21 protein-coding genes are annotated in these 19623 nt (G+C 68.6%); 8 read left to right on the top strand and 13 right to left on the bottom strand.

Going from position 1 to position 19623, the window contains the following annotated elements:
* Nucleotides 1–17: 17 nt before the first annotated feature.
* The 7 genes from EV137_RS02045 to EV137_RS02015 form a co-directional block, all read right to left on the bottom strand.
* The gene (locus tag EV137_RS02045; RefSeq protein WP_134126115.1) at nt 18–2378 is read right to left on the bottom strand and encodes an ATP-binding cassette domain-containing protein; all 2361 of its coding nucleotides are present in this window, start codon (nt 2376–2378) and stop codon (nt 18–20) included.
* 22 nt (nt 2379–2400) lie between these two features.
* Nucleotides 2401–2811, bottom strand: coding sequence for a VOC family protein (locus EV137_RS02040; protein ID WP_130385673.1), 411 nt, complete (start codon nt 2809–2811; stop codon nt 2401–2403).
* Between the two features lie 10 nt (nt 2812–2821).
* The gene (locus EV137_RS02035) at nt 2822–3265 is read right to left on the bottom strand and encodes a helix-turn-helix transcriptional regulator (protein ID WP_134004488.1); all 444 of its coding nucleotides are present in this window, start codon (nt 3263–3265) and stop codon (nt 2822–2824) included.
* Between the two features lie 55 nt (nt 3266–3320).
* On the bottom strand, nt 3321–3587 hold the full coding sequence (locus EV137_RS02030; protein WP_238175035.1) for a mycothiol transferase: 267 nt from the start codon (nt 3585–3587) through the stop codon (nt 3321–3323).
* The gene (locus tag EV137_RS41260) at nt 3584–4600 is read right to left on the bottom strand and encodes an endonuclease/exonuclease/phosphatase family protein (protein ID WP_134126111.1); all 1017 of its coding nucleotides are present in this window, start codon (nt 4598–4600) and stop codon (nt 3584–3586) included. The genes EV137_RS02030 and EV137_RS41260 overlap by 4 nt, the downstream gene beginning before the upstream one ends.
* A 46-nt stretch (nt 4601–4646) precedes the next feature.
* Nucleotides 4647–6263 carry a hypothetical protein gene (locus EV137_RS02020; RefSeq protein WP_134126109.1) on the bottom strand — a complete coding sequence of 539 codons (1617 nt, stop codon included), beginning with the start codon at nt 6261–6263 and terminating at the stop codon, nt 4647–4649.
* Between the two features lie 72 nt (nt 6264–6335).
* A complete protein-coding gene (locus EV137_RS02015) occupies nt 6336–7322 on the bottom strand; it encodes a saccharopine dehydrogenase NADP-binding domain-containing protein (RefSeq protein WP_134126107.1) in 987 nt (328 codons plus the stop codon).
* A gap of 71 nt (nt 7323–7393) precedes the next feature.
* Between EV137_RS02015 and EV137_RS02010 the strand changes: the two genes are divergently transcribed.
* The 5 genes from EV137_RS02010 to EV137_RS01990 all read left to right on the top strand — a co-directional run bounded on the left by EV137_RS02010 (nt 7394) and on the right by EV137_RS01990 (nt 11288).
* Nucleotides 7394–8350, top strand: coding sequence for a helix-turn-helix domain-containing protein (locus EV137_RS02010; protein ID WP_134126105.1), 957 nt, complete (start codon nt 7394–7396; stop codon nt 8348–8350).
* Between the two features lie 10 nt (nt 8351–8360).
* Nucleotides 8361–8780 carry a VOC family protein gene (locus tag EV137_RS02005; protein ID WP_134004503.1) on the top strand — a complete coding sequence of 140 codons (420 nt, stop codon included), beginning with the start codon at nt 8361–8363 and terminating at the stop codon, nt 8778–8780.
* Nucleotides 8777–9568: an alpha/beta fold hydrolase gene (locus EV137_RS02000; protein WP_238175034.1), complete on the top strand. Its 792-nt coding sequence runs from the start codon at nt 8777–8779 to the stop codon at nt 9566–9568. The genes EV137_RS02005 and EV137_RS02000 overlap by 4 nt, the downstream gene beginning before the upstream one ends.
* A 7-nt stretch (nt 9569–9575) precedes the next feature.
* Entirely contained in the window at nt 9576–10457 is an 882-nt protein-coding gene (locus tag EV137_RS01995) for an AraC family transcriptional regulator (RefSeq protein ID WP_134126103.1), read from the top strand.
* Between the two features lie 69 nt (nt 10458–10526).
* Complete coding sequence (locus tag EV137_RS01990; protein ID WP_134126101.1) at nt 10527–11288, top strand: SDR family NAD(P)-dependent oxidoreductase; 762 nt, start codon at nt 10527–10529, stop codon at nt 11286–11288.
* A 6-nt stretch (nt 11289–11294) separates the two neighbouring features.
* Here the strand turns inward: EV137_RS01990 and EV137_RS01985 are convergent, their stop codons facing one another.
* The gene (locus tag EV137_RS01985; RefSeq protein ID WP_134126099.1) at nt 11295–12095 is read right to left on the bottom strand and encodes a MerR family transcriptional regulator; all 801 of its coding nucleotides are present in this window, start codon (nt 12093–12095) and stop codon (nt 11295–11297) included.
* A 108-nt stretch (nt 12096–12203) separates the two neighbouring features.
* Here EV137_RS01985 and EV137_RS01980 point away from each other — a divergent pair, with 108 nt between their 5' ends.
* Complete coding sequence (locus tag EV137_RS01980) at nt 12204–12524, top strand: nuclear transport factor 2 family protein (protein ID WP_134126097.1); 321 nt, start codon at nt 12204–12206, stop codon at nt 12522–12524.
* On the opposite strand, the gene EV137_RS01975 is transcribed toward EV137_RS01980, so the two are convergent.
* The 3 genes from EV137_RS01975 to EV137_RS01965 all read right to left on the bottom strand — a co-directional run bounded on the left by EV137_RS01975 (nt 12514) and on the right by EV137_RS01965 (nt 15075).
* Nucleotides 12514–13452 (bottom strand): small ribosomal subunit Rsm22 family protein, encoded by a 939-nt coding sequence (locus EV137_RS01975; RefSeq protein WP_238175033.1) that lies wholly within the window; start codon nt 13450–13452, stop codon nt 12514–12516. The genes EV137_RS01980 and EV137_RS01975 overlap by 11 nt on opposite strands.
* A 234-nt stretch (nt 13453–13686) precedes the next feature.
* Complete coding sequence (locus EV137_RS01970; protein WP_134004517.1) at nt 13687–14277, bottom strand: 4a-hydroxytetrahydrobiopterin dehydratase family protein; 591 nt, start codon at nt 14275–14277, stop codon at nt 13687–13689.
* Nucleotides 14278–14286: 9 nt separating this feature from the next.
* A complete protein-coding gene (locus EV137_RS01965; RefSeq protein ID WP_238175032.1) occupies nt 14287–15075 on the bottom strand; it encodes a DinB family protein in 789 nt (262 codons plus the stop codon).
* Between the two features lie 105 nt (nt 15076–15180).
* Here EV137_RS01965 and pyrH point away from each other — a divergent pair, with 105 nt between their 5' ends.
* On the top strand, nt 15181–15888 hold the full coding sequence (pyrH, locus tag EV137_RS01960) for a UMP kinase (RefSeq protein ID WP_134126091.1): 708 nt from the start codon (nt 15181–15183) through the stop codon (nt 15886–15888).
* Here the strand turns inward: pyrH and EV137_RS01955 are convergent.
* The gene (locus EV137_RS01955) at nt 15881–16639 is read right to left on the bottom strand and encodes a phosphotransferase family protein (protein WP_134126089.1); all 759 of its coding nucleotides are present in this window, start codon (nt 16637–16639) and stop codon (nt 15881–15883) included. The two genes, pyrH and EV137_RS01955, sit on opposite strands and share 8 nt — an antisense overlap.
* Before the next feature lie 178 nt (nt 16640–16817).
* Here EV137_RS01955 and EV137_RS01950 point away from each other — a divergent pair, with 178 nt between their 5' ends.
* On the top strand, nt 16818–18782 hold the full coding sequence (locus EV137_RS01950; protein ID WP_134126087.1) for an elongation factor G: 1965 nt from the start codon (nt 16818–16820) through the stop codon (nt 18780–18782).
* Here the strand turns inward: EV137_RS01950 and EV137_RS01945 are convergent.
* Nucleotides 18739–19557 (bottom strand): putative protein N(5)-glutamine methyltransferase, encoded by an 819-nt coding sequence (locus EV137_RS01945; RefSeq protein WP_134126085.1) that lies wholly within the window; start codon nt 19555–19557, stop codon nt 18739–18741. The two genes, EV137_RS01950 and EV137_RS01945, sit on opposite strands and share 44 nt — an antisense overlap.
* Between the last annotated feature and the right edge of the window lie 66 nt (nt 19558–19623).

Below are 19623 nucleotides of genomic sequence, written 5' to 3'. Positions count from 1 at the left end.
GGCGCGTTCAAGTGGCGTCAGGCGACGTACTCCGCGAGATGTTTTCCGGTCAGGGTTTTCGGCTTCTTGATGAGGTCGGCCGGGGTGCCTTCGAAGACCACCTTGCCGCCGTCGTGGCCGGCGCCGGGGCCGAGGTCGATGATCCAGTCGGCGTGGGCCATGACGGCCTGGTGGTGCTCGATGACGATGACCGACTTGCCCGAGTCGACCAGGCGGTCCAGTAGAGCGAGGAGCTGCTCGACATCGGCCAGGTGCAGGCCGGTGGTCGGCTCGTCGAGGACGAGGATCCCGCCCTTCTCCCCCATGTGCGTCGCGAGCTTCAACCGCTGCCGCTCACCGCCGGACAGCGTGGTCAACGGCTGCCCGAGCGACAGGTACCCGAGCCCGACGTCGGCGAGCCGCTCCAGGATCTTCTCCGCGGCCGGCGTCTTCGCCTCACCGTCGGCGAAGTACGTCAACGCCTCCGAGACCGGCATCGCGAGCACCTCGGCGATGTTCTTCCCGCCGAACGTGTACTCCAGCACGGCCGCCTGGAAGCGACGACCTTCGCACTCCTCACACGGGGCCTCGACGGTCGCCATCACGCCGAGCTCGGTGTAGATCACGCCCGCGCCCTTACACGCCGGGCAGGCCCCTTCGGAGTTCGCGCTGAACAGCGCCGGCTTCACCCCGTTGGCCTTCGCGAACGCCTTCCGGATCGGGTCCAGCAACCCTGTGTACGTCGCCGGATTGCTCCGCCGCGACCCGCGGATCGCGCCCTGATCGATCGCCACCACGCCCTCGCGATCGGCGACCGACCCCTGGATCAGCGAACTCTTCCCCGACCCGGCGACCCCGGTCACGACCACCAGGACACCGAGCGGTACGTCGACATCCACGTCCTGCAGGTTGTTCGTCGAGGCGCCGCGCACCTCGAGCGCACCGGACGGCGATCGCACCGACGACTTCACCGAGACCCGGTAGTCGAGGTGCCGTCCGGTGAGTGTCCCGCTCGTCCGCAGCTTGTCGAGCGTCCCCTCGAACACTACCTCGCCACCGCCGGAGCCGGCGCCGGGACCGAGGTCGATCACGTGGTCCGCGATCGCGATCGTCTCCGGCTTGTGCTCGACGACGAGGACGGTGTTGCCCTTGTCGCGCAGCTGCAGCAGCAGCTCGTTCATCCGCTGGATGTCGTGCGGGTGCAGGCCGATCGTCGGCTCGTCGAACACGTACGTGACGTCGGTCAGCGACGACCCGAGATGGCGGATCATCTTCGTCCGCTGCGCCTCACCGCCGGACAGCGTCCCGGCCGGCCGCTCCAGCGACAGGTAGCCGAGGCCGATGTCGACGAACGAGTCGAGCGCGTCGCCGAGCGCCTTCAGCAGCGGCGCGACCGACGGCTCCTTCAGCTCGCGGATCCACGCGGCCAGGTCGGTGATCTGCATCGCACACAGGTCCGCGATGTTCTTGCCCTTGATCTTCGACGCCCGCGCCTCGGCGCCGAGCCGGGTCCCGTCGCAGTCCGGGCAGATCGTGAACGTCACCGCCCGCTCGACGAACGCGCGGATGTGCGGCTGCATCGCGTCCACGTCCTTGGACAGGAACGACCGCTGGATCGCCGGGATGATGCCGGTGTAGGTCAGGTTGATGCCCTCGACCTTGATCTTGGTCGCTTCCCGGTACAGCAGGTCGTGCAGTTCCTTCTTGGTGTACTTCTTGATCGGCTTGTCCGGGTTGAAGTAGCCGGCGCCGCGGAAGATCCGCCCGTACCAGCCGTCCATGCTGTAGCCGGGGATCGTCAGCGCGCCCTCGTTCAGCGACTTGTTCTCGTCGTACAGCGCGGTCAGGTCGAAGTCCGTCACCGAGCCCATGCCCTCGCAGCGCGGGCACATGCCGCCGGCGTACACGGCCTCGCGGACGACCTTCTTCTCCCCGGCGCCCTTGTCGGCGGTCATCGAACCGGTCGCGGTCCGCTTCGGGACGTTGAACGAGTACGCCGTCGGCGGGCCGGCGTTCGGTTTCGCGATCCGGCTGAACAGGATCCGGAGCATCGCGTTCGCGTCGGTCGCCGTACCGACCGTGGAGCGCGGGTTGGCGCCCATCCGCTCCTGGTCGACGATGATCGCGGTGGTCAGGCCCTCGAGTACGTCGACCTCCGGGCGGGCCTGGTTCGGCATGAAGCCCTGGACGAAGGCGCTGTACGTCTCGTTGATCAGCCGCTGCGACTCCGCCGCGATGGTGCCGAACACGAGCGAGCTCTTGCCCGACCCGGACACCCCGGTGAACACGGTCAGCCGGCGCTTCGGGATCTCGACGCTGATGTCCTTCAGGTTGTTCACCCGGGCCCCGGTCACCCGGATCAGGTCGTGGCTGTCGGCAACGTGCTCGTCGCGGCTCATGCTGCTACCTCTCGGGAAGGACTCAGGATGCCTGGTTGATTCGGATGTGGTTGCCGGCCGGGTCCCGGAACGCGCAGTCGCGGACGCCGTACGGCTGGTCCACCGGTTCCTGGATCACCTCGGCGTCGGTCGCCTGCAGCCGCTCGAACAGGCCGTCGATGTCGTCGGTCTGGAGCACGACGGTGGCGTAGGTGCCCTTCGCCATCATCTCGCCGATCGTACGGCGCTCGTCCTCGGTGATACCGGGGTCGGCGAACGGCGGGCAGAGCACGATCCCCGTGTCCGGCTGGCCGGGCGGGCCGACGGTGATCCAGCGCATGCCGCCGTACCCGACGTCGGTGCGGACCTCGAAGCCGAGGATGTCGCGGTAGAACTTCAGCGACTCCTCGGGGTCGGTGTGTGGCAGGAAGCTGGCGAGGATCTTGATCTCCATGGGCGTCAACCTAGCTGCCGGAGGTCGGAGATGCTTCTCGATTCCTGATCGGTCGCGTCACCTGTTTCGCGACACACGACGGGATGCCGAGCGTGGCGTCGCCGGCGTTCTCCTTGTAGACGCTCGGCGGCATCCCGACCAGCTCGGTGAACCGGGTGCTGAACGTGCCAAGCGACTGGCAGCCGACAGCGAAGCAGACGTCGGTGACGCTCATCCCACCGCGTCGCAGCAGCATCATCGCCCGCTCGATCCGCCGGGTCATCAGATACCCGTACGGCGACTCTCCGTAAGCGCGCTTGAACTCGCGGCTCAGGTGCCCGGACGACATGTGCGCGCCACGCGCCAGCGCCTCGACGTCCAGCGGCTGCGCGTACTCCCGGTCGATCCGGTCCTTCACACGCCGCAGCCGCGCCAGGTCCTGCAGGCGCTGTTCCTCCGTCGTACCGCTACTCACCGTAGGAATCCTGCCATGTCAGCCGACCGAAGTCATTCCCCCCGGCCATCGCGGGTCAGCGGCCGGTGGTGCCGTCGATCTGTTCGCGGATGATGTCCGCGTGCCCGGCGTGCCGCGAGGTCTCGCCGATCACGGCGAGGATCGCCCAGCGGAGATTGTGCGTCTTGCCGTTGCGGGTCACCGGGGTTTCGGGGTCGGCGAGCTTCGCGATGATCTCGTTGGAGGCGGCGCAGTCGGTCTCGGTGAGGCCGGCCAGCTTCTTCAGTACGCCGGCTCGCAGGCTGTCGAGCGTCGCCACGAGCTGGTCGAGTTCGGTCGTCATCTGCAAGGCCCGATCGTCGAGGCGAGACCATGATGGTCCGACATCGGAATCGAGTACCAGTCGTTGTCGTCGGAGCACCAGCCGGGCTTCACGAACAGGTGGTCGATCCGGACCATGAGCGCGGACCATTTGCCGATCTGCGACGGGCGGCCCCAGCTGTCGAGCATCGCGTCGTCGAGGTGGTCGGTGAGGACCCGGTAGTCGCGGCCGCGGTCCGTGGTGTTCAGGTCACCGGCCACCACGACGGGGCGGTCGTCGCGCGCTGCCCGTGCGGCGATCTGCTCGATCAGCCGGTGATGCTCGGCGACCGTCGTCTGGTACGGAATCCCGTCGTCTGTCGAGCTGGTGTACGTCGACCCGCCCGTCCTCCACCACGGACGCGGCACGTGCGCCGCGATCAGATCGAACTCACCCGACGGCGCGTGGACCCGGAGCACGAACCCGGGGAGATCCGGGCCGGTCTGCTCGATGACGGTCAGCGGCCAGCGGCTGAAGACGCCGATCGACGGGCCTTTCCAATCGGCAACATGTTCCGGGTACGACTCGGACAGGCGCTGTGTCAGCGGCTCGCCGATCTCGGAGACCACGAGTACGTCGGCCTTGAGTGCGAGCAGGTTGTCCGCACCGTCGAGCTCACCGCTGCCGATGTTGACGGCGGCGATCCGTACGGCGCGACTCTTGTCGACCGTGCCCGTGCCGTGCGGCACCCACGGCCCGAACGTGGCGACGATCCCGACCAGCAGCGTCGACACGGCGAACACAACCGCTGCCCGGCGCCGCCGCCGGCGTACCAGGACACGGTGGCCCGGCGGGACACGCCAGGCGCCCGCTGCACCCACTGCCCCCGCGACGACGAGGGCGACGACGGCCGTGACGAGCACGGCCAGTGGCAGCACGATCGCGGTCACGTCGGTGACCACGCCGAACCGGTCGCGCAGCACGAACCATGCCCATGGCAACAGTCCCGCGATCGCGATCCCCACCCACCGCCGCGCGGGCGGCTCCCCCTCCACCTCACCAGGCTATGTCACAACACGTCGTACGTCAGGTACGCCGTGGTCATCGGGCTCCCCAGTTGAGGTACGCGACGTTGGCCAGTAGCCAGCCGAAGCCGATCGCTTGCTGCCCGTCGCGCTCCGGTGTCGGCTGGTAGCGCTTGTAGAGCGCGAGACAGTGTGCATGGACCTGCGGGTTCCACGGGCTCACCTGCATCCAGCGCGGGGCCTGGTGCGCGACCGAGGCCGCGCCGATAGCCGTGCCGCCGACGGTCGTGTGTACGGCGGGGAGGCCGTCGGCGTCGGTCGTCGCGACGTTCTGGGTGAACGTGCGCGCGAGCCGCTCCATGTCCAGGCCGGTGAACGCGAGCCGCGCCCGGAACGCCCGTACGGCGAACTCGACGTCGATCGCGCCGTGGCTGATGTCCTCGAACTGCCGCGCCGGCCCACCCGACGGCGTGAAGATCGAGACATCGCTGTCGGGGCTTCCCGTCTTCGTGAACCCCTCGTAGATGCGGCTGCCCGCCGGCCAGTAGTGCCACAGATAGGCGTCACCCGCGTCCACCGTGAGCTGGCCGGCCAGCATCCGGCCCATCGCGGCGACCTTCCGCCGGTATCCGCTCTCTCCGGTTGCCAGCGCGAGCTCGACCAGCGTCTGCCCGAGACCGACCGACTGATTGATCGGCTGCTCACACCCGTCGTACGCGAGCGGCTGACCCTTCGGCCAGATCAGGTGACCGCCCTCCTCGTCGTACTCCCAGTCGTGCACGGCGACCGCCTCGCGGCATGCCGTGAGGTACTCGGCCGCCTTCCGCTGGTAGCGCCGGCGGAGAACCGGAGAGCCGGCGACGAGCCGGACGAAGCTCGCGATCGGGTACGTGATCATCCCGGTGTGAACGGCGAAGATCACCGGCTTGCAGTGCATCTCGTAGGTGCCCAGCCGCGGTACGTCGCCTGCGCGCGGAGTCGGCCGTCGATCCGCAGCGGTGAGCTGGAGCGGGCCGGGGGCGGCTGCGTAGATCCGGCTCACGGCGTAGTCGGGACTGGCCGGATCCAGAGAGAGGTCGGAGAGCGTGACCGTGCGGTTCACGAACGTGTTGACGAGTTGGACGGTGAACGTGCCCGGGCGGGTCCCGGCGGTGACCGTGACCGTCGTGTCCTCGGCGTACGACAGCGCCTCGCGGAGGTCGAGCAGCGGCTGACCGTTGCTGTCGGCAAGGGTTGCGTAGCCGGTCGTGTACGGGTGGTCGGCTCGCCAGGCGGGGAGCGAGAGACCGCGGTAGTCGGTGACGCCGCGTTCGCTGTCGCGGACGGCGAGCACCTGGTCGACGTTGTCGACGAGGCGGTCCAGGTAGTAGGTGTCGCGGTACTTCTCGTACATGCGGACCAGACCGAGCAGCACGTACGACTGACTCCAGGCGAGCATGCCGGACCGGCCGTCCCGGTTCGTGTTGTCGTTCGGCTGATCCGGCTGCCCAGGACCACCTTCCTGAAACAGCCGATCCCAGTCGTCGAACGTCTTGCGCGCCGTGTAGTCGATGTCAGCGGCGTACGCCGGGAACGCGGAGAAAGCGCTCCCCGCCGTTCCCGCGACCGCACCGGCTGCGGTCAGCCGGAGGAGATCACGGCGGGACAGATCGCTGTGTGGCAGGGGGATGTTGGGCAGGGGGATATTGGGCATGGTGGGCGGCCTCCAGCTGTTCGTGGGCGTTGAACACAGCAGGGGCCCAACATTCTCCCGCAGGAAATCGAGTTACGGCAGGTCGAGTGTCAGCGGTAAATCCTTGAGGAACTCGACGGCGTCGAACATCGCGCCCGCGGATGCCACCCCCAAGGAACGCGTCTGACCGGCGAGGATCCGGCGTACCGCGCCGACCGCGAGCGGCGCCGAGATCGCGTAGATGTCCTGTCCGGTCGCGGTAGCCCGCCGCTCTTCGCCGCGGGTCCGCACGCGGACATCCACCACGAACGTCTGGTCCGACCGCCCCAGCTCGTCGACGGCAGCCGGCGCCGGCGTTTCCGAATCCGCGAGATCACCAGCGGCTTCGAGCGTCATGTACGTGCGGACCTCGGGTACGGCGATGTGCGTCGGGATCGTGATCACGTCGGCCATCGTGAACTCGGCGATCACGCGGCGGTTGCCGAGCGGATCCGGGAACGTCCAGTTCTCCTGGACCGCCGGGTCCTGGTGGTATTGCAGGCGCCCGCCGCTGAACCGCACGCGCTGCCCGTTCCGCCGATCGTGCGAAACCTGACCGGCGGCGCGTGTGCCTGCCGTGGGGTGCCAGCTGCTCAGCCCGTAGGCCACATGCACCTCGTCAGCGCTGGTCCGCTCCCCCAGCGCCGCGGTCGTCAGCAGGTCGCCGAGTCCGCCGTAGAACGCCATCGCCGGGATCACCGGGAGAGCACTCTCTCGGGCGAACGTCGACACGTTCGCTTCGAGTTCGGCCGCGACGTCGACGTACGGGATACGCGCGCGGGCGGCCGCGTCGATGATCGGGGCGGCTGTCGTGGCGAACGGCCCGGCCGCGTTGATCACGGCCGCAGCGTTCTTCAGGGGGAGGTCGAGGGCGTGTGGGTCGTCGACAGCGGCGGGGCGGACGTCGAGGTCGCCCCACTGCGCAGCGAGGGCTGCCGCGTTGCGTCCGGAGACAGCGGTGGGAAGGTTCTGCCGGAGGAGTTCCTCGACGACGAAGTGGCCGGTGTGACCGGTGGCGCCGTACACCACGATTGCGTTCATGCGACGAGTCTCGCCGGTTTCCCCAGGCCGGTGTGAGAGTCCGGAACGACACCATCCGTACACTTTCGGACATGCACACCGTAGCGCTCGCCACCGCCGGGCACCTGCTCCACTTCGAGCTCGGGATCGCGTACGAGATCTTCGGCAATCCACCGCTCGGCGTCGACGAGTGGTACGACGTACGCCTGTGCGGACCGGGGCCGGTACAGGTCGGGCCGTTCGTGGTCGAGCCGACCGAGCCGCTCGACGCGATCAAGCGGGCGGACACCGTGCTGGTGCCGGCGCTCGCCGATGTCGACGAGCCGGTGCCGGGTGAACTGGCGGATGCGGTACGGGCGGCATACGAGGCCGGGGCGCGGGTCGCGTCGTTGTGCACCGGTGCGTTCGTACTCGGTGCGGCCGGGCTGCTCGACGGCCGGCGGGCCACGACGCACTGGGGGCACACCGACGTACTCAGCGCGCGCTATCCGAAGGCGGTCGTCGATCCCGACGTTCTCTATACGGACAACGGCAAGGTGCTGACGGCGGCGGGGAAGGCGGCGGCGGTCGACCTGTGTCTGCATCTGATCCATCTCGACCACGGCGCCACGATCGCGAACACGGTTGCCCGGCGTCTCGTCGTACCGCCGCATCGGGCCGGTGGGCAAGCGCAGTTCGTGGCGACGCCGGTGCAGGTCAACGGCGATCATTCGCTTGCGCAGTTGCTGGGCTGGGCGCAAGAGCGCCTGGACCAGCCGTTGACCGTCACGGACCTGGCGAGGCGGGCCAACACCAGCCCGCGACACCTCGGCCGGCAGTTCCGTTCGGTCACCGGCCAGACGCCTCTCCAGTGGCTCCTGACCCAGCGCGTCCGCCGCGCGCAGCAGCTCCTCGAGTCCACCGACGACGCAATCGAAAAGGTTGCCTCAGCCACCGGCCTAGGAACAGCCACCACCCTCCGCCGCCACTTCCAACGCGTTGTCGGCGTCCCCCCGAACACCTACCGACGCTCGTTCCGCACCACTTCCCCAAACCCAGAGACTGACTAGGGTTACCGCCATGGACACCTACCCGCGGCGGATGCATACCGCGCTCGATACGACGGATGGGCGGGGGCTGGCTGAGTTTTATCGGGTGTTGCTCGGGTTGCGGTACCGGGCGGGGGACGAGCCGCCGGTGGACGGTGCGGCGGATGATGCCAGTTGGCTGGTGCTTGTTGACGACGAAGGGAATCGTCAGCTGGCGATCCAGCAGGTGGACGAGTTGACGCCGTCCACGTGGCCGTCGCCCGACGTGCCGATGCAGATGCACCTCGACTACGCCGTACTGTCGGTGGACGAACTTCATCGGCATCGGCAACGGGCCGAGGAGCTCGGTGCAACGCTGTTGTACGACCGGAGCGCCGACGAGGACGAGCCGCTGTTCGTCCTGGCGGATCCGGCGGGGCATCCGTTTTGTCTACTGGTGGGAGAACCGTGAGCAAGAAGACTGGGTACGCCGACGTCAACGGGCTGCGCATGTACTACGAGGTGCACGGCGAGGGCGGCACGCCGTTGGTGCTGCTGCACGGCGGACTGTTCAACATCGACCTCCAGTTCGGCGAACTGCTCGAAGGGTTGTCGGCCGGGCGGAAGGTCATCGCCGCGGACTTCCAGGGACACGGCTACACGAACGACATCGACCGCCCGCTCGGTACGGCGGAGCTGGCCTCGGACGTGGCGGCGCTGCTCGCCCGCCTCGACGTACCGAAGGCCGACCTGTTCGGGTTCAGCGTCGGCGGTGCGGTCGCGCTGTACCTCGCGATCGAGTACCCGGAGCTGGTCCGGAAGGCGGTCATCTCGTCGGTCTCGTTCAACCCGTCCGGCGACCGCGAGGAGAACGCGGCGGCGGTCGGCTCGATGAAGGTGGAGATGATCGCCGGTACGCCGATGGAGGCCGACTACCTGGCGAAGTCGCCGCACCCCGATCACGAGCACCTGCAGTCGCTGCTCGACAAGCTCGGCAGCTACGACCGCGGCACCAGCGGCTGGAGCGACGACGACATCCGAGGTATCGAGGCGCCGACGCTGCTGACGTTCGGCGACTCCGACGCGGTGAAGCTCGAGCACGCCGTCCGCTTCCACCAGCTCCGCGGCGGCGACGTCAACGGCGACTTCGTCGGTGTCCCCGCTTCACAACTGGCGATCTTCCCCGGTACGACGCACTTCACCGGCCTCGCCCGCACTCCCCTGGTCCTCGACACCGTCACCACCTTCCTCGACGCCTGACCTCGTGATGCCTGACCTCGTGATGGAGGAGTTGCGGGAGCTGATCGTGAAAGCGATCGGGCGTGAAGACACCGTCGACGGGCTCTTGCTGTCGGTCGTCACGGCGCCCACCCCGCCGACGTCCAGCCTGGCCTCGCCGACATTCGCGCTGGTGGCTCAGGGCCGGAAGCGGCTGGCGCTCGGCGAGCAGGTCTTCGAGTACGGCGCCGGCGACTACCTCGTCGTGTCGGTCGATCTGCCCGTCACGGGCCACTTCGTCGAGGCTTCGCCTACTGCCCCTTGTCTCGGTGTCGGTCTCGAGCTGAAACCGGAGGTCATCGCGGAGCTCCTGCTCGACGCGGCCGAGAAACCGGGCGGACCCGTCCGCGGCCTGACCGTGAGCCGCGCGTCGACGGAGTTGGTCGACGCGGTCATCCGTCTGCTGCGCCTGGTCGACGAGCCCGAGGATGCGCCCGTACTGGCGCCGCTCGTCCAGCGCGAGATCCTCTGGCGCCTGCTCCGCAGTCCACAAGGCGCCGCCGTCCGCGACATCGGCCTCGCCGACAGCAGCCTGTCGCACGTCGCGCGCGTCATCCGCTGGATCCGCGACCACTACACCGAGCCGTTCCGGGTCGAGGATCTCGCGTCGATGGCCGGCATGAGTACGTCGGCGTTCCACCGGCACTTCCGCACGGTGACCGAGCTGACCCCGATCCAGTACCAGAAGAAGATCCGCCTGCAGGAGGCGCGGCTGCGGGTGGTCGGGCTCGGCGAGGACGTGACGAGTGCCGGGTACGCCGTCGGTTACGACAGCCCGTCCCAGTTCAGCCGCGAGTACCGGCGCGAGTTCGGTACACCGCCGAGCCGCGATCGAGCAGGATCAGGCAAGTCGTCGCGAGCATTGGTCTAACACTCCCCCTGCAACCAAACGTCTACTGGTGAGGTACCTGTTCCTGACCAGTAGGAGTTGTGCACGATCATGCATGTAGCTGTGATCACCGGCGGGAGTTCCGGCATCGGCCGGGCCACGGCGTTCGAGCTCGCGAAACGCGGCTCCGCCGTCGTCGTCACCTATCGCGGCAGTCGCGAACGCGGCCTGGAAACGGTCGAGCGGATCGAGAAGGACGGCGGTACGGCGGTCGCGCTGCCGCTGGACGTCGCCCGCGCCGACACGTTCATCGAGTTCCGCGCCGCGCTGACCGACGTACTGCGGGGATGGGACCGCACGTCGTTCGACTTCCTCGTCAGCAATGCCGGTGTCGGCCAGCCACCGGTGATGTTCGAGGACACGACCGCGGACCTGTTCGACCAGATGGTGAACGTCCACCTGAAGGGCCCGTACTTCCTCACCCAGACCCTCCTCCCGCTGATCGCCGACCACGGCTCGATCGTCTACACAACGAGTACGTCGGCACTCGAGTCTGCGCGCCCGTCGCCCGGGTACTCGGTCTACGCGAGCGTGAAGGGCGCGCAGATCGTGCTCACCCGGTACCTCGCGAAGGAGCTCAGCACCCGCGGCATCCGGGTCAACGCCGTCGCTCCCGGCGTGACCCGGACCCGCCTGGGCGACGACGCGTTCGCCCAGCACCCCGAACTGATCCCGCCGATCGCCGAACGCACCGCGCTCGGCCGGATCGGCGAGTCCGACGACCTCGGCAAGGTCATCGCCTTCCTCGGCTCCCCCGACGCCGCCTGGATCACCGCCCAGACCGTAGAAGCCTCAGGCGGCTACGAACTCTGAGACCGCTCAGCCGACGCGGAAGACAGGCCACGCGATGCCGGTGCGCCAGGCCGCCGGATCCGCGTCGTCTCGCGGGCCGACCGAGTACGTCTCCTGCACCGGTCCCGCAACGGCCAGGGCATGCTCGTGCACCCAGGTCGCGAGCCGACCGTAGGTGACGTCGATGTCGTCGTGGGGTCCGTGGTGAATCGTGGCTGCGAGCTCGACGGCGGGTAGCTCGACCGGGCGCACCCGGCCGTGCGACGGCGCCTCCGCGACGGGGTAGTAGACGAGAACGGTTCCGCGGCCCTCGGCGAAGAGTTCGTCGTCGTAGTGCCCGCCGGGCGGACCGACAGGCTGCGCGACGGCTGCGTCTAGCTCGGCCATCGCGCCGCCGTACCACGGGAGAACCTCGTCCAGGCTCAGGATGTCGGTGACACCGGCAACCAACGTGGCGGGCTCCGAGCGGAGCTCGATCTCGAGGTCGCCCGCAGCGGGCTCGAGCAGCCGTTGCAGCGAGGTCACGGCCGCTCGGGTCCGTTCGAGCGTCTCCTGCAGCCGCTCGAGATGGACCGCTACGAGGTCCGCGCGCCGATCCGGATCGTCGGTGGCGATGATCTTGCCGACGTCTGCGAGCGGTACGTCGAGCTCGCGCAGCCGGTGGATGACCTGAGCGGACGGGATCTGCTCGAGCGCGTAGTACCTGTAGCCGCTGGACGGGTCGACAGCCGCCGGCTCGAGCAACCCGCTCTCGTGGTAGCGCCGCAGCGTGCGCACACTCAGATGCGTCGCCCGCGCGAACTCTCCGATCGTCAGTCCGCTCCGCACGTCGCCCAGCCTGCACCCTCCCCCGGGGAGAGAGTCAACTCCTTGCGTCTCTCCCACCGAGAGGAGGCAGCGTCGTCGGCACCGTTCCAACCATCTGAGGAGCACGCCATGCTGCCTGACACGATCACGAAGTACCTGATCTCCCACGTCACCCGGAACGTCCCCGCGGCGATGCGCTGGTACGCCGATGACGCCGAGATCACCGATGACGGCAAGACCTATCGCGGGCACGACGAGATCCGCGCCTGGCTGGCGAGCTCGGCCACCGAGTACAGCTACACGACCGAACTCACCAGCGCCCGGCAGGTCGACGCACAGACCTACGTCGCGACCCATCACCTCGAAGGCGACTTCCCAGGCGGCACCGCCGACCTGGACTTCACGTTCACCCTGGTCGACGGCCGGATCACCCGGCTTGTCATCTCCTGATCGTCGGCGATTCGTCACCCCATGATGCGCCGCGAGCAGTCCGGTACGACGGAGAGGACTTCGGTACGACGACCCGCTCCGACGTACCGGCCGCGGTGCAGAGGTCCAGGACGACCTGGCCCTTGCGACGGATCGGCCGGGCGATCACCCGCGCCGGCGTCGGGCTAACCGGGCGGCGGGTTGCGACGACGTACGTGAACTTCTCGTCCTCGTAGTTGCGGGTGCCGTCCTTGAGGATGCGGTGGAGTTCGGTGCGCGGCAGGCGCGCGGCGAAGTGGCACCAGTCGGCCGGGCACGGTCCCTGGTGCGGGCAGGGCGCCGCGATCGTGAGTCCCTGCTCGATCAGGAGGTCGCGGGCGGCGAGGGTACGGCGGTGACCGCTGGGGGTGCCCGGTTCGACGACGACGATCGTCTTCGCCGACCGGGCGGCGGCGCCGATCAGGTCGCGCCGGGTCTCATCGGTCAGCTCGTTCAGCACGTAGCCGATCGTGATGACGTCGATCGTGGTCGGTGAGGTCCAGTCGCGGAGGTCGGCGGTCGTCCAGCGCCAGTCGGGAGAGAAGTTGCCTGCGGCAAGTTGCCGGCCGAGGCGGATCGCGACGGGTTGGCGTTCGACGATCTCGGTGGTGACGGAGGGCCAGAGCGCGGCGGCGGCCCAGGCTGCAGCGCCGGTTCCGCCGCCGAGGTCCACATGGGTGCTGGGCTGGTGCTCCACCGTCGACAGCGCGGTGAGCAGTGCGCGGAAGGTGGCCGGCATTCGTACGACGGCGTACGCGAGGGCATCGAGCGCGTCGCGTATCCCCGGGGCGGTGTCGGCGACCTGTTCGGTCCGGTAGCGATGTGAGAGCGCGGCGACGCGGCCGCGGAGTTCGTGATGCGGCACGCCGGCGACGGCGCGTGCGAGGGCAGCATGCAGCTGAATGTCCACGGAGGACATGAGGGATCTCCGGTTCGATCGGCACGGAGTGCGCACCTGTTCGAGGGCGCACGTGATCCGCGGCCAGACGCCGCGACGCACCAATCGGTCCGGGAAGAGCTGTCAACCTGTCAGCGGGCAGCAGTCGGGGAGGGAATGGCGCGGAACCGGATCACCTTGCAAGCCATCACACACCTCCTCGATTCAGCACGAATGTAGCAGAGCACGCCGTACCGCGCTGGCGTTTTACCGGCCTTCCGACGTACACAGACAGACCTTGTTGCCCTGGGGGTCCGCGAGCACGATGAACGCCGGCGCCTCCTCGTCGTACACGACCTTGCCACCCGCGGCGAGCGCCGCCTCGATCCGCTCCTGCACGACCTCCGGCGGCAGCCAGAGGTCGAGATGGAACCGCTGGCGAGGCGTTTCGTGCGGCGTCGTGCCCTGGAACCACAGATTGGCGACGCGGCCCGTCGGATCGAGGATGTCGTTGCCCGTGAAGGATTCCGTGCTGCCGGTGAGCACCGCTGCCCAGAACGGGCCGAGCTCGACGAGATCCGCCGTGTCCAACCCGATCTCGAGCTGCGCCACGGCCGTCGGGTCGGCGGTCAACCCGTGCTCCGCCGCAATCGCGCTGATCCGTCCGGCCAGCTGCGCGTCGCGAGTGGCGACGTCCACAAAGGACGCACCGAGCCGCACCTCAGGTACGGCATCCTGACAGGCCTCCCCCACCGCCGCCACGAAGCGCGCGCCGTCGGCATAGGCGTCGATCAAGAATCTCGCGTGCAGCTTCTGCGCGAGCTTTCGCCAGTCCTGCGGTCCAGTCTCGGGCACCATGAACCGAGGCTAGGACTCCTCGCCGACAGTTCTCGCCTGCAGGGTCGCGAGATCGCGCTCGGCGTACCGGCGGTGCTCGAACTCCTCACTGAGGATCGCGCCCAGGCAGCTGCTGATCTCATAGCTCTCGGACGCCGGGTAGCCAGGCTCCGGGACGGGCGTCGTCTGCTCGGTCAACTGGTCGTCGGTGAGGTCGGCGAGAACCGTCCGTACCGTCGTCATCCGATCGGCCCGCAGCTCGAGCACCTCGTCGAGCGAGGGACGAGCAGCGCGGTCGCGTGGCACGGGCGGGGTGTCGTGCATCTCGTCGTGAGGCAGGTCCAGGGGGTGCCACGGCTCGGGTACGCCGAGGACCGCACGACGTACCCAGGCGTCGGTGGCGAACACGAGGTGGCGGAGTGTCTCGATGAACGACCACTCGCCGTCCACCGACTCGTGCAGCAGCTCCGGCGGTAGCCGGCGGGCCTTCGTCACGGTTTCCGACCACAGCTGTTCCAGCAGGTCCCACGCTTCGCGGTAGCCGTCGGCGTCGGTCGGGCGCATCCGCTCGCGGCCCGGGTACAGGCGGTTGAGCTCCGCGTCGACCAGCGGTACGACGTCGATGCCCCAGACCGTCAGGTTGCTGATGTCGCCGTCGAGCGACACGTCGACCAGTCGCGCGTTGCGGATCGTCGTACCACTGAGGTCCACGTCGTCGAAGGAGGCACCGCTGAGATCGACGTCCCGGAACACCGCGCCCCGCAGCGTCGACTTCTCGAATCGCGCCCCGGTCAGATTCCGCGCCTTGAACTCGGTCACCCCGTCAGCTTTACAGACCACGGCCCACAGCGGAACCGCTCCGTGATACATCTGCTGTCGGCACGCCGCCATCGGACGTGCCCCCCGCCTTCAGAACGGAGCGGCATGTACCGCAGGCTCGTCCTCAAGCTGTCCGGCCAGGCGATCGCCGGCCCGAACGAGTTCGGTTTCGCCGGCGACCGGCTCACCCATCTCGCGACCGAGGTGATCGCGCTGCGCGCCACCGGCGTCCAGGTCGCGGTCGTCGTCGGCGGCGGGAACGTGTTCCGGGGCAATCGCGCCGACGATTGGGGTATTGACCGGCTCGAGGCGGACAACATCGGCATGCTCGGCACCGTCATCAACGCGGTGCTGCTGCGGGGGCGGCTCGCGGCGCTCGGGGCGCACGGCGTACGGCTGATGACCGCGATCCCGATCGACAACCTGGCCGAACCGTACATCCGGCTGCGCGCGCTCCGGCACCTGGAGAAGGGATCGATCGTACTGCTTGCCTGCGGCAACGGGCAGCCGTTCACCACCACCGACTACCCGTCGGTGCAGCGTGCCGTGGAGCTGGAGGCGGACGCGCTGCTCGTCGCGAAGAACGGCACCGACGGCGTGTACGACGCCGACCCGAACAAGCATCCCGACGCGCGGCGGTTCGACCACCTCACGTACGCCGAGGTCATCGAGCGCGGCCTCGGCGTGATGGACCAGACCGCCTTCATCCTCGCCCGCGACCACCACCTCCCCCTCCACGTCTTCGACATAGACCGCCCCGGCGCCGCCTCCGCCATCCTCAACGGCACCCCCTTGGGGACCCTTATCAACTGAGGTCGCGCGCGATCACCTCGAGGTGCGGTTGAATCCAGTCTCCGCCCGCTGCGTGCTCGGCCTGCAATGCGATCAGCGACCACAGCACGCGGTACGTCGACAGCGTCCGCGGCGGCGCGTCGACGTCGCCGTACCCGGTCAGGAACATCGCCGTCACGTCCGGTCCCGCCATGGACAGCCGGGCGAGATCGAACAGCGGATCGCCGTACGTCGTGTCGCCCCAGTCGAGGATCCCGGTCAGCTCGGCGCCCTCGGCGTACACGTGCCGCAGATGCAGATCCCCGTGCAACAACACCGGCGTCACGTCGCCGACACTGTCGATGAACGGAGGAATCACCTCCCGCACGCGCGCAGCGAGGCGATCCGGCAACACGTCCAGCCCGTCCAGGACACCACTCAGTCGATCTCGCCAGGACGCCGACGGGTCGACGATCGTGTGCACGCGCCGCATGCCCTCTCCAACCATCCGCACCACCGCGCCGAGGTCAGGTGAGTCAGCCGCGAGCGGCCGGCCAGGAAGCTCCCGCGTGATCAGAGGGGACGACGCGATCACCTCCGGCGCAGGTACGCCGACCGACCGCGCGAGCCGGCACGCATCGGCCTCCTCGGCGACCGTCGCGCCCGCCTTCAGGTAGTAGACGCCGGCGCGCGTGTCCAGGCGGAACGTCTCGTTGCCGACGAAGCCGTTCACCGGCGTCGCACGGAGGACGGCGCCGACGTGCGGTGCCGCGAGGGCGATGGGATCGAGCATCCGAGTCAGCCTACGGGTGGGTGTAGGTGGGAGCTAAATGGTTTGTTCGTCGGTGGAGAGGGTTGGTGTACTCGGGGCGTACGAACGAACAGGTGTCTGGTAAAGGAGTCCGTCATGCGACCTCGCTTCATGGCTGTTGCGGAGACCGATGGCACCTGTTCTAAGGACATGAAGCGGCGTGGAACTACTGAATCTTGGGATCCTGGCGCATGTTGACGCCGGAAAGACCAGCCTGACCGAGCGGCTGCTGTACGCCGCCGGAGTCATCGACGAGGTCGGCAGCGTCGACGACGGAAGTACCCAGACCGACTCGCTCGCGCTCGAACGGCAGCGCGGGATCACGATCAAGTCCGCCGTCGCGGCGTTCACGATCGGCGACGTCGGCATCAACCTGATCGACACCCCGGGCCACCCGGACTTCATCGCCGAGGTGGAGCGCGCGCTGAGCGTGCTCGACGGTGCGGTCCTGGTCGTCTCGGCGGTCGAGGGCGTCCAGGCGCAGACGCGCGTACTCATGCGCACCCTGCAACGCCTGCGCATCCCGACGCTGATCTTCGTCAACAAACTCGACCGGACCGGCGCGCAGTACGACGGCGTACTGGAGCAGATCGCCGCGAAACTCACCCGGGAGATCGTCCCGATGGGCGAGGCGGCGTACCTCGGCACACCCGAGGCGACGTTCAAGCCGATCGTGCAGGAGGACGCCCTTCTGGAGGTCCTCACCCGGCACGACGACGCGCTCCTGCAGCGGTACGTCGACAACGAGCCACTGTCGTTGCCCGAGGCACTCATCGCCCAGACGCATCAGGCGATCGTCCACCCGGTGTACTTCGGATCGGCGATCACCGGCGCGGGCACGGAAGCGCTCGCCGACGGCATCCGGGAACTGCTCCCCCGCGCCCGCACCACCGGCGTACCGCTCGACGGCACCGTGTTCAAGGTCGAGCGCGGACCGGCCGGCGAGAAGATCGCCTACGTCCGGATGTTCTCCGGCACGGCCCACGTGCGCGAACGCGTGCGGTACGGCGACACCGACGGGAAGATCACCGCGCTCGAGGTCGTCGGCGAAGGCCCCGCGACGACGATCCGTGCCGGCCAGATCGGCCGCCTCTGGGGCCTGACGGAAATCCGCATCGGCGACACCCTGACCGATTTCCGGAACGTTTCCGGAACGGAACGACACATTGTTTCCGCACCGGCGTTCTCCCCGCCCACGCTCGAAACGGTGATCACTCCGAGGAAGCGCTCCGACAAGGGCAACCTCCGCGTGGCGCTCACCCAACTGGCGGAGCAGGACCCGCTGATCAACCTCCGCCAGGACGACCTGCGCCAGGAAACCTACGTTTCCCTGTACGGCGAGGTGCAGAAGGAGGTCATCGAGTCCACGCTGGCAACGGACTTCGGGATCGAGGTCGACTTCCGCGAGACCACCACGATCTGCATCGAGCGGATCGCCGGGACCGGGCAGGCGGTCGAGTTCAACAAGAAGGACGCGAACCCGTTCCTCGCGACCGTCGGGCTCCGGGTCGAAGCGGCACCGGTCGACGCCGGGGTCACCTTCGAGCTGGAGGTCGAACTCGGCTCGATGCCGTACGCGTTCATCAAGGCCGTCGAGGAAACCGTCCGCGAAACGCTGCACCAGGGCATCCACGGCTGGCAGATCCCTGACGCCCGCGTGGTGATGACGCACTCGGGGTACTCCGCCCGTCAGAGTCACGCCCACGCCGTGTTCGACAAGAGCATGTCCAGCACGGCCGGCGACTTCCGGTTCCTCACGCCGCTGGTCCTGATGACCGCGCTCCAGGAGGCAGGTACGACGGTGCACGAGCCGATGCACCGCTTCCGTCTGGAGATCCCGACCGACACGACCCGCGCCGTACTCGCGGCCCTCGCCCGGCTCCGGGCGATCCCCCAGGTACCGGCGCCGGCCGCGGAAATCTCAACCCTGGAAGGAGAAATCCCCGCGGCCGCCGTCTACGAACTCGAGCAGCAACTCCCCGCTCTCACCCGCGGCGAGGGGGTCCTGGAGTCGGCCTTCGAGCGCTACCAGCCGGTGACCGGCCCGATCCCGGAACGCCCGCGTACCGACCACGACCCCCTCAACCGCCGGGAGTACCTGCTGCATGTGCAGCGCCGGGTTTGATGCCGTGTACGACGTTGGCGCCGAGATCCTCGTCCGTGGTGATCTCGGCGTCCAGCCTGTGTTCGATCATCAGCGCCCGCGCGACGGATGCCTGGTGGTCGCTCATCTCGACGAACAGCTGACCGCCGGGCCCGAGCCACTCCGCGGCACCGACGACCACGCGACGCAGGGTCGCGAGGCCGTCGGGTCCGCCATCCAGCGTGACGTGCGGCTCGTACAGCCGCGCCTCCGGCGGGAGCAGCCGGATCTCGTCGGTCGGCACGTACGGAACATTCGCCAGCAGTACGTCGACCTTCCCGCGCAAACGTTCCGGCAACGCCGCGAACAGGTCGCCCTGATAGACCGTTCCGCCAAACGGCTCCACGTTCCGGCGTGCGCATCGCACCGCGGCCGGCTCGATGTCAGCGGCGTACAGCGACACCTCGCGCTCAGCCGCGACCGCGGCACCCAGGGCACCGGAGCCGCAGCCGAGGTCGACCACCACCGAGCCCGCGGCGGTGACCCGCAGCGCTTCGGCGACCAGGAACTCGGTACGGCGACGTGGGATGAACACCCCGGGATCGACAGCGATCCGCAGCCCGCGGAACGACGCCCAGCCGACGACGTACTCCAACGGCGAGCCGGCAACCCGCCGGTCGACCATCGCTGCGAGCTCGGCCGCGTCCCGCGCGGTCTCGACGATCAGCGCAGCCTCGTCCTCGGCGAACACACAACCGGACGCGCGCAACCGCTCGACAACAGAGCCGAGCTCTACAGCAGAAGAAGAAACAGACACACTGAACCCCTAGAGAACTACGAGGCTCCCGCGATCAGCCGGCGCTGATCACTCGAGGCGGGAGCA

It is taken from the genome of Kribbella pratensis, assembly GCF_004366075.1.
In the GTDB taxonomy this organism is placed as follows: Bacteria; Actinomycetota; Actinomycetes; order Propionibacteriales; family Kribbellaceae; genus Kribbella; species Kribbella pratensis.
This window is presented reverse-complemented; position numbering and strand designations above follow the sequence as displayed.

Excerpts from the sequence above, each read along its gene's own strand:
- EV137_RS02045 (WP_134126115.1), bottom strand. The coding sequence starts at position 2,378 with ATGAGCCGCGACGAGCACGTTGCCGACAGCCACGACCTGATCCGGGTG.
- EV137_RS02040 (WP_130385673.1), bottom strand. The coding sequence starts at position 2,811 with ATGGAGATCAAGATCCTCGCCAGCTTCCTGCCACACACCGACCCCGAG.
- EV137_RS02030 (WP_238175035.1), bottom strand. The coding sequence starts at position 3,587 with ATGACGACCGAACTCGACCAGCTCGTGGCGACGCTCGACAGCCTGCGA.
- EV137_RS02020 (WP_134126109.1), bottom strand. The coding sequence starts at position 6,263 with ATGCCCAATATCCCCCTGCCCAACATCCCCCTGCCACACAGCGATCTG.
- EV137_RS02015 (WP_134126107.1), bottom strand. The coding sequence starts at position 7,322 with ATGAACGCAATCGTGGTGTACGGCGCCACCGGTCACACCGGCCACTTC.
- EV137_RS02010 (WP_134126105.1), top strand. The coding sequence starts at position 7,394 with ATGCACACCGTAGCGCTCGCCACCGCCGGGCACCTGCTCCACTTCGAG.
- EV137_RS02005 (WP_134004503.1), top strand. The coding sequence starts at position 8,361 with ATGGACACCTACCCGCGGCGGATGCATACCGCGCTCGATACGACGGAT.
- EV137_RS01995 (WP_134126103.1), top strand. The coding sequence starts at position 9,576 with ATGCCTGACCTCGTGATGGAGGAGTTGCGGGAGCTGATCGTGAAAGCG.
- EV137_RS01990 (WP_134126101.1), top strand. The coding sequence starts at position 10,527 with ATGCATGTAGCTGTGATCACCGGCGGGAGTTCCGGCATCGGCCGGGCC.
- EV137_RS01980 (WP_134126097.1), top strand. The coding sequence starts at position 12,204 with ATGCTGCCTGACACGATCACGAAGTACCTGATCTCCCACGTCACCCGG.
- EV137_RS01970 (WP_134004517.1), bottom strand. The coding sequence starts at position 14,277 with ATGGTGCCCGAGACTGGACCGCAGGACTGGCGAAAGCTCGCGCAGAAG.
- pyrH (WP_134126091.1), top strand. The coding sequence starts at position 15,181 with ATGTACCGCAGGCTCGTCCTCAAGCTGTCCGGCCAGGCGATCGCCGGC.
- EV137_RS01955 (WP_134126089.1), bottom strand. The coding sequence starts at position 16,639 with ATGCTCGATCCCATCGCCCTCGCGGCACCGCACGTCGGCGCCGTCCTC.